The 8,945-nt window shown below is 71.3% G+C and carries 7 protein-coding genes and 1 pseudogene; 3 read left to right on the forward strand and 5 right to left on the reverse strand.

What is annotated here, in order from left to right; all coding sequences use genetic code 11:
- Positions 1-345 (forward strand): hypothetical protein (locus HW445_RS10465; RefSeq protein WP_180220752.1); only part of this gene is annotated, 345 nt, incomplete at its 5' end.
- A 20-nt stretch (positions 346-365) separates the two neighbouring features.
- Here the strand turns inward: HW445_RS10465 and HW445_RS10470 are convergent.
- Genes HW445_RS10470 through HW445_RS10485 form a run of 4 tightly spaced genes read right to left on the reverse strand, consistent with a single transcriptional unit; the run spans position 366 to position 5,779 of the window.
- Positions 366-2,687 carry a glycoside hydrolase family 3 N-terminal domain-containing protein gene (locus HW445_RS10470; protein WP_180220757.1) on the reverse strand — a complete coding sequence of 774 codons (2,322 nt, stop codon included), beginning with the start codon at positions 2,685-2,687 and terminating at the stop codon, positions 366-368.
- 16 nt (positions 2,688-2,703) lie between these two features.
- Positions 2,704-3,561 (reverse strand): carbohydrate ABC transporter permease, encoded by an 858-nt coding sequence (locus HW445_RS10475; protein ID WP_180220753.1) that lies wholly within the window; start codon positions 3,559-3,561, stop codon positions 2,704-2,706.
- 5 nt (positions 3,562-3,566) lie between these two features.
- A complete protein-coding gene (locus HW445_RS10480) occupies positions 3,567-4,472 on the reverse strand; it encodes a carbohydrate ABC transporter permease (protein ID WP_180220754.1) in 906 nt (301 codons plus the stop codon).
- The gene (locus HW445_RS10485) at positions 4,469-5,779 is read right to left on the reverse strand and encodes an ABC transporter substrate-binding protein (protein ID WP_180220755.1); all 1,311 of its coding nucleotides are present in this window, start codon (positions 5,777-5,779) and stop codon (positions 4,469-4,471) included. The genes HW445_RS10480 and HW445_RS10485 overlap by 4 nt, the downstream gene beginning before the upstream one ends.
- Before the next feature lie 205 nt (positions 5,780-5,984).
- Here HW445_RS10485 and HW445_RS10490 point away from each other — a divergent pair, with 205 nt between their 5' ends.
- Positions 5,985-7,043 (forward strand): LacI family DNA-binding transcriptional regulator, encoded by a 1,059-nt coding sequence (locus tag HW445_RS10490; RefSeq protein WP_180220756.1) that lies wholly within the window; start codon positions 5,985-5,987, stop codon positions 7,041-7,043.
- A 209-nt stretch (positions 7,044-7,252) separates the two neighbouring features.
- On the forward strand, positions 7,253-8,431 hold the full coding sequence (locus tag HW445_RS10495; protein ID WP_374939627.1) for an LCP family protein: 1,179 nt from the start codon (positions 7,253-7,255) through the stop codon (positions 8,429-8,431).
- 105 nt (positions 8,432-8,536) lie between these two features.
- On the opposite strand, the pseudogene HW445_RS10500 reads toward HW445_RS10495, so the two are convergent.
- A pseudogene (locus tag HW445_RS10500) lies at positions 8,537-8,945 on the reverse strand (SAM-dependent methyltransferase); the annotation flags it as partial.

The following is an 8,945-nucleotide window of genomic DNA, read 5'->3' on the forward strand; positions in this document are numbered from 1 at the left end:
CCGTCGTCCGCCGCGGCGGCGGAGCAGGCCGCGGGACCCGGCGCGCAGACGGGAACCGCCCCGCGCGACATCACGCGGGGCGGTACCTGTGAGACGCGGGACGGGCTCACCGAGGCGGTCGGCGACATCGTGACGGTGCCGGCCGGCGGGAGCGCCACCAGTGTCGCCGTGTGCCCGGACGGCATGACCGCGGTCTCCGGCGGCTGGTCCACCGTCGAGCCCGGCCTGGTGCAGGGGGTCTCCCAGCGACTGGGCTCCGACAGCTGGCGGGTGGTCTTCGACAACCCGACGGCCGAGGAGCTCAGCGGGATCGCCTTCGCCTACTGCGCCGGTGAGGAGGAGTAGGCGAAGGCGGTCCCAGGCCGTCATTCGGCCTTGCTGACCTCCGTCGGGCAGAGCAGCTCCCGGTCGTGCCCGACCACCCGGGTCTCACCGGTCAGGGTGAGCGGGAAGACGTGCCGCACGTCCGCCGAGGAGGCGGCGAGGCGCAGCTCCAGCCTTCCCGGCTCGACCACCCGGGTGCCGGCGCGGCCGGTGAACGACGAGAGGTCGGCGTGGAACCGGAAGGTCACCCGGCGCGCCTCGCCGGGGGACAGCTCCACGCGCTGGTAGCCGATCAGGCGCATGTCCGGGCGGGTGACCGTGGCGACGGGGTCGTGCAGGTACAGCTGCACCACCTCGGTGCCGGCCAGGTCGCCGGTGTTGCGCACGGTCGCCGACACCTCGTACGTGCCGTCGGTGCCGATCTCGGCGCCGGAGGCCGGGGCCTCGAAGACCTCCCAGGCGAACGAGGCGTACGACAGGCCGTGGCCGAACGGGTAGAGCGGCGACGGGTCGAGGTTGGTGATCTCGTTGGCCAGGCCCAGCGGCGGCTGGAGGTAGGTCCACGGCTGGCCGCCCGGGTCGCGCGGCACGCTGATGGGCAGCCGGCCGGACGGGGAGACCCGACCGGAGAGCACGCCGGCCACCGCGGAGCCGCCCTCCTCGCCGGGGAAGAAGCCCTGGACGACACCGGCGAGCCGGTCCGCCCAGCGGCCCAGCGCGTACGGCCGGCCGGTGAGCAGCACCAGGACGACCGGCTTGCCGGTCTCCAGGAGCGCGTCCAGCAGTTCGCCCTGCACGCCCGGCAGGGCGAGGTCGGCGGCGTCGCAGCCCTCACCCGAGGTGCCGCGGCCGAAGAGCCCGGCCCGGTCGCCCAGCACGGCGACGACCACGTCGGAGGAGGAGGCCAGCGAGGAGGCGTCCGCGAACCCGGAGGTGTCGGGGTCCTGGGTGTCGCATCCGGCGGCGAACTCCACCGTGGCGTCCGGGAACTCGCCCCGCAGAGCCTCGAGCACCGTGGGGATCTCCACCCCGAGTTCGACCTCGGGGTGGTGCGGCAGCACGTGGGAGGGGAACGAGTAGCAGCCGAGCATCGCCATCGCGTCGTCGGCGCGCGGACCGACCACGGCGATGCGACGGCCCGCGGAGGGGCCCAGCGGCAGGGCGCCGCCGCCGTTGGCCAGCAGCACCACCGACTCCTCGGCGATCTTGCGGGCGAGCGCGCGGTTGCCGGCGGAGTCCAGGTCGAGGGAGCCCTTGGGCTCCGGCGACCAGCCCTCGTCCAGCAGGCCCAGTTCGCACTTCTGGAGCAGCACCCGGCGTGCGGCCCGGTCCACCAGGTCCTCGGAGACCCGGCCCGCGCGCACCTCCTCCACCAGCGGCTTGCCGTAGCAGCGCAGGGTGGGCAGCTCGACGTCGACGCCCGCCTCCAGCGCCACCCGGGCGGCGTCGCCGAGGCCGTCCGCGACCCGCTGCAGGCTCTCCAGGAAACCGACGCCGAAGTAGTCGGCGACCACGGTGCCGGTGAAGCCCCACCGCTCGCGCAGCAGGTCGGTGAGGAGGGACGCGTCGGAGTGCGAGGGAACGCCGTCGATCTCCGTGTAGGCGGCCATCACCGATCGTGCCCCGCCGTGCCGCAGCCCGTGCTCGAACGGAGGCAGCGTCACGTCGGCGAACTCGCGCTCGCCGGCGCGCACCGGGGCGTGGTTGCGGGCGCCCGCCGAGGAGGCGTAGCCGGCGAAGTGCTTGAGGGTGGCCACCACACCGGTGGACTCGAGGCCGCGCACGTACGCGGAGGCGACCGTGCCGACCAGGTACGGGTCCTCGCCGATGGTCTCCTCGACCCGGCCCCAGCGCAGGTCGCGCACCACGTCCAGCACGGGCGCGAGGCCCTGCTGGACACCGGCCGCGACCAGGTCGGAGCCGATGCGGCGGCCCAGCTCCTCGACCAGCTGCGGGTCGAAGGAGGCGCCCCAGGCGAGCGGCACCGGGTACGCGGTGGCGCCCCAGGCCGTGAACCCGGCCAGGCATTCCTCGTGGGCGACGGCCGGGATGCCGAACCGGTTGGCGGCCATGATCGTCCGCTGGGCCCGGGCGAGCGCGCGGGCGCCCTCGTCCGGGGCGATCGGCGCGGTGCCGTAGGAACGGGTGATCTGGCCCAGGCCGTGGGCGATCACCTCGTCCCAGTTCCAGTCGGTGGCCATTTCGTGCTGGTGGGGGGCGACGCCGGCTTCCGCGTCCGTAGAGGCGCCGACCCACACTCCGTAGAGCTGTGCGGCCTTCTCCTCCAGGGTCATCCGGGAGAGAAGATCCTCGACACGGGCTTCGGCGGACAGTGCGGAATCGCGCCAGGGGGCGGTCATGATGCTCCTGAGAGAAGTGTTACTTGCCGCCGACGCCCATCAACCCGCTCACCAGGGCCCGTCGGGCCACCAGGTAAACGACGAAGATCGGCACGCCGGAAAGGACGACGGAGGCCAGCAGCGCGGGAATGTTGACGCCGAACTGGCTGACGTAGTTGTACAGACCCAGGGTGAGGACCCGGGGTTCTTCGGACTGGGTGAAGATCAGGGGGAACAGGAAGCCGTTCCAGGCCTGCAGCGCGGAGAAGATGATCACCGTGCTGATGCCGCCCTTGGCCAGCGGAATCACCAGCTGGAAGAGCATACGGGTCGGCGAGGCACCGTCGATGGCCATGGCCTCGTACGACTCCTCGGAGATGTCGCGCAGGGTGCCGACCAGGATCAGCACCGAGACCGGCATGGCGAAGGCGGCCGTCGGCAGGACGATCGCCCACAGGCTGTCGTAGACGTTGAGCTTGGTGATCATCAGGTAGAGCGGCACCACCACGGCCTGCGCCGGGATGGCCACGCCGAGGAGGAGCAGCCGGAACGCGCTGCCCGACCAGAAGCCGCGGTTGCGGACCGCGACGAAGGCCAGGGGAACCGAGAGCCCGACAACGATGGCAACGACGCCGAGGGCGGCCAGCGCGGTGTTCAGCAGGTAGTGCGGGAAGCCGGACTCCAGCACCAGGCTGTAGTTGTCCAGCGTCGGATCGCTCGGAGGCTTGAGGGCGTTGCGGCCCACCGCCTCCTCGGGTCCGGCGAGCGAGGTCGTGATCATCGCGTAGAGGGGGATGATCACGATGAGCAGCCACACGAACGAGGCGACACCCGCGACGGGGTTGCTCCGCCTCGACCGGGAGCGGCGCGGCGCGGTGGCGGTGCTGCGGTGGGACATGTGGGTCACATCCCCTCTCGGGCGCTGCGCATGGAACCGAATCCGGTGATCCGGACCATCAGCAGGGAGAGGCCGGTCGCGGCGAACACCAGGAAGGTGGCGACCGCGCTGGCGTAGCCGAAGTCGTAGGACCGGAAACCGGCTTCGTACATCAGGTACGGCAGGATCGCGGTGTCGGTGCCCGGTCCGCCCTGGGTGAGGATCAGCACGGTCTCGAAGTAGGTCAGCGAGCCCACCACCATCAGCACACTGGACATCGCCATGGTGTGCCGCAGCTGGGGCAGCGTGATGGAGAAGAACTGGCGTACCCGGCCGGCCCCGTCGATCGCGGCGGCCTGGTACAGGACCTCGGGTATCTGCCGCGCGCCACCCTGGTAGATCAGGGTGTGGAACGGGATGAACTGCCAGCCGCCGACGAAGACGATCGCCAGGAAGGCGCCCGAGGTGGTGCCGAGCGTGTCGCCCTTGATGACGCCGAAGTTCGGGTCGAGGAGGGCGAAGAAGAGCAGTGCGATCGCCGTGGAGGACAGCAGGAACGGCGTGAAGAAGATCGCCGACAGGACAGCGCGGTTGCGCTGCGCGCCGGCGGCCCAGACACCGAGCAGAAGCGCGATGACGGTCTGGAAGACCCAGCTGACCACGGTCAGCAGAACGGTGACCGTCAGTGACTGGGTGAGGCGAGGATCGCTGACGAGGTTGCGCCAGTTCTCCAGTCCCACGAATTCGGGGTCGCCGAGGCCGTTCCACTCGGTGAACGAGAGGTAGACGGCCAACGCCATCGGAGCGACGGCGAAGAACAGGAAGAACAGGACGCCGGGCAGCGCCCAGGACGCGTTCGGGCGACCCACCTGGGTTGCCCGAACGCCGCCCTTGGGCGCTGCGTCGGCGGTTTTGGTGACCGGCTCGGTCACTTGAGCCCCTTCAGTGCGGTGACGAACTCCTTGGGCGAGGACTGGCCCAGGAAGAGCTTGTCGATCTCGGTGAGCATCGGAGCGGACCAGTCGGGCTTGACGGCCTGGTCCCAGCTGAGGGTGAACGCGGGGGCGTTCTGGACCAGCTCGTACTGGAACTTCGCGAACTCCGGGTTGGGCGAGTCGTCGAGGAGCGCGCCCGCGTTGGCGGTGGTGGGGATGTCGCCGTTGGCGATCAGCGCCTTGGTGTACTCCTCGGACGCGCAGGTCTTGAGGAACTCGATCGCCGCTTCCCTGTTCTGGGTACGGGAGCTGAGCGACCAGTAGTTGGTCGGGTTGCCGACGACGTTCCTGATGTCGCCCGCGCCGCCGTCGTAGGCCGGGAAGGCGACCCAGCCGAGGTCCTTCTCGGCGAACGCCTTGAACTTGCCGAGCTGGGTCGGGTACTCCCACGAGCCCATGAGGTGCATGGCGGCCTTGCCCTTGGCCAGCAGGGCGGAGGCGCCGCCGTTGTTGTACTGGACGGAGCTGAAGCCCTTGCCGAACGCCTCGTTGTCGACCAGGCCCTTGATCTCCTCGGCCGCGCGGAGCACCGCCGGGTCGCCCCAGGCGGCGGGGTCGCCGGACTGGATCTTGCGGAAGACCTCGGGGCCGCCGATGCGGTCCACCAGGTACGACACCCACATCAGCTCGGTCCACTTGTCCGCACCGCCGAGCGCGAACGGCTGGATGCCCCTGGCCTTGAACTTCTTGTTGACGTCGAGCAGCTGGGTCCAGCTGGTCGGCGGCTCGAGGCCGGCGTCCTTGAAGACCTTCTTGTTGAAGAACAGCAGGACGGGCTGCATGCCACGCATCGGAATCCCGTACGGGCGGCCCTCGAGCGCACCGGACTGGATGATCGACGGCAGGAAGCCGTTCTTCAGCGCCGGGGTGGACTCGATGATGTCGTGCAGGTCGATGAGCTGGTCCTCGTCGACGTAGGCCTTGATCGAGCCGCCGCCCCAGTTGAAGAACAGGTCCGGCGCGCTCGGCGAGCCCATGGCGGTGCGCAGCTTGGCCGGGTAGTCGCTGCCCGGAATGCGCTGCAGCTTGATCGTGCCGCCGGTCTTCTTGGCGGCGGAGGACGCGTTGAAGGTCTTGATCGCGTCTTCCTGGATCCTCGCGGCGTCGTCTCCCCAGACGAAGGCCGTCAGCTCGCTGTCCTTCTTGCCACTGCCGGAATCACTGGAACCACAGGCGGTGAGACCGGCGGAGAGCATGGTGGCGCCACTGACGCCGAGGAACCAACGCCTGCTGTAGGACTCCATGGACTAGCACTCCTTGAAGGAAGCGGTCTTCCTTGACCGCAACGGGGATCGGGCGCCGTGGGGTGCTTGCCCGTCGGGTGACTCTCGGCACGGCCCGGTGGGGATGCTTCCTTCGAAGCTTTCGAACGATGCCGCGAATGTTTTGGGAACCTAAGCGCGTCGGAGGGGTTCGTCAAGAGGTAGCGCAGATATACGATCCCGAACCATGACGTCTCCGGATTCCGCCGAAACCCCCTCCGTGCCCCGGCAGGGGCGCACAGCGACGCTTGCCGAGATCGCCCGGGCGGCCGGTGTGTCCGCTCCGACTGTTTCGAAAGTCCTCAACGGCAGGGCCGACGTGGCTCCTGCGACCCGTTCCCGCGTGGAGCGCCTGCTGCGGAGCCACGGTTACCGCAGGCGGCGTGCGGACGCCTCCAGGTCCCCGCTGATCGAACTCGTCTTCCACGAACTGGAGAGCGCCTGGGCGATGGAGGTCATCCGCGGGGTGGAGCGCGCCGCCCGGCGCGCGGGCCTCAGCGTGGTGCTCTCGGAGAGCGCCGGACGCCATACGCCCGGGGGGAGTTGGGCGGACCAGGTGGCCGCCCGCAGGCCGCACGGCGTGATCCTGGTCCTGTCCGGGCTGGACGAGGGCCAGCGTACGCTGCTGACGAGCCGGTCCATCCCGTTCGTGGTGATGGACCCGGCCGGCGACCCCGGCGCCGACGTGCCCTCGGTCGGCGCCACCAACTGGCAGGGCGGCCTCTCCGCCACCCGCCACCTGGTGGAGCTCGGGCACACCCGGATCGGCGCCATCAGCGGCCCCACCCGGATGATGTGCGCGCGGGCGCGGGTGGACGGCTACCGTGCCGCGCTGGAGACCGCCGGGCTGGCCGTGGACCCGGACCTGATCATCGACGGTGACTTTCATCACGAGGCCGGTTACCGGCTCGGCCTGGACCTGCTGCGCCGGGAGAACCGGCCCACGGCGGTCTTCGCCGGCAACGACCTCCAGGCGCTGGGCATCTACGAGGCGGCGCGCGAACTCGGGCTGCGGATCCCCGACGACCTGAGCGTCGTGGGCTTCGACGACCTGCCGGTGGCCCGCTGGGTGGGGCCGCCGCTGACGACCGTCCGGCAGCCGCTCACCGAGATGGCCGAGGCGGCCACCAGGATGGTTCTCGAACTGGGACGCGAGGAGAAGCCCACGGCGGGCGCGCGAATGGAACTGGCCACCAGTTTGGTGGTGCGGAGCAGCACGGCTCCTCCCGCCGCGGGGGCGATCTGAGTCGCAAGTGGCCGCCGAAACTTTCGGTCGATCGATTCGGCGGCCGACCCGACCCGGGACGGGCCGAACCGGCCCGTCCCGCGGCTCCGCCCCGGTTCGTTCCGCGGCTCCGCCCCGGCTGTCGCTCCGGCCGTCGTCCCGGCCCGTCGTCCGGCCGCCGTCCGGTGGGAGATTCCCTCCCGGGCCGGTGCGGACTTATCTTCTGCTCCGTGACTGAAGCAGAGGGGCGCGGCGGGCGCGGGCGGGGAGCCGCCGTCCGGACGCCGAACAGGCGCTGGACCAGGGCCGTCGGATACACGCTCGGGGGAGTGCTGGTGCTCGGTGCCGCCGGTGGCGGCTGGGCGTACTGGCATCTGGACGGCAACATCCGCAGCGTCGACATCGACGCGGCGCTGGGGGACGACCGGCCGCACGTGCCGGTGGGCATGCCCGTGGGGACCGGCGAGCCGTCGCCGGAGGACGGTGCGCGGGGCGGCGGGGGCGGGGCGCTGGACATCCTGGTGCTCGGCTCCGACTCCCGCGACGGCGAGGAGAACCACCGCCTCGGGGGCGGCGACGCGTCCGGCGGGGCGCGTTCGGACACCGCGATGGTGGTGCACCTGGACGAGGGCAGGACCTCGGCGACCGTGGTCTCGATACCGCGCGACACCCTGGTGACCCGCCCGGCCTGCCCGCTGCCGGAGGGCGGCTCCACCGCCGTCGCGCACGGCGTGATGTTCAACAGCGCCTACGCGGTGGGCGGGCCGGTCTGTGCGGTGAAGACCGTGGAGGCCATGTCCGGGGTGCCGGTGGACCACTACCTGGAGATCGACTTCGCCGGATTCGCCGACCTGGTGGACGCGTTGGGCGGCGTCACGGTGGAGCTGGAGCAGCCCATCGACGACGACAGGAGTCACCTGCACATCGAGGCCGGTGTCCACCGCCTCGACGGCGAACAGGCGCTGGCCCTCGCCCGCACCCGTCACGGAGTCGGTGACGGAAGCGACCTGGGGCGCATAGGGCTCCAGCAGAAACTGGTGAAGGCGCTGCTGGAGGAGGTCACGCGGGCGGACCTGCTGACCGATCCGGTGCGCCTGTACCGGGTGGCCGACGCGGCGACCTCCGGCCTCACCGCCGACACCGGCCTCGACTCGCTGGAGGAACTGGCCGGCTTCGGGCGGAGCCTGCGCGGTCTCCCGCCCGAGGCGGTCCGGACGGTGACCCTTCCGGTCGTCCCCGCCCCGGCCGACCGGAACCGAGTGGTGCCCGACGAGCCGGAGGCGGGGGACCTGTGGGCCTCGCTGCTGCCGGGGGCGGACCCGGTGGCGCCGGAACCGGAGGCGTCGTCCTCCCCGGACGGCCGGTCGACCGTGCCGTCCACCGGGCTCTCGGCCCTCTCGTCGCAGTAACGTTTCCGCCCAGGCCGGTCCGGCAGGAAGCCGGTCGGGCAGGAAGCCGTTCCGGCGGGACGCCGCGGCCGGGCAGGGCGCCGTGGCCGCGCAGGACCGGTGGCCTCAGCGGGGCAGCGGGTGCCCCAGCAGCATCGTCGGGGCGCCCGCCACGCGGGTGAGGAAGACCGTCACGGCGTTCCGGCCCTGCGGCTTGGGCAGCGCCTTGCGGCGCAGTTCCTCCGGCTCGACCGCCGAACCGCGCTTCTTCACGGTGAGGGTGCCGACCTGACGTTCCCGCAGCAGCGCCTTCAGCTTCTTGACGTTGAAGGGGAGCGTGTCGGTGATCTCGTACCCGGTGGCGTACGGGGTGGGGTGCGGCTCGTCGGAGGTGACGAAGGCGATGGTCTCGTCGATCAGGCCGCCGCCGACCTCCGCGGCCACCTCGGCGACCAGATGCGCGCGGATCACCGCGCCGTCCGGCTCGTACAGGTACCGGCCGACGGGACGGACGGCCGGATCGGGCAGCCCCCGG

This window comes from Streptomyces sp. UH6, from assembly GCF_013421635.1.
GTDB classification, from domain to species: Bacteria; Actinomycetota; Actinomycetes; order Streptomycetales; family Streptomycetaceae; genus Streptomyces; species Streptomyces abyssomicinicus.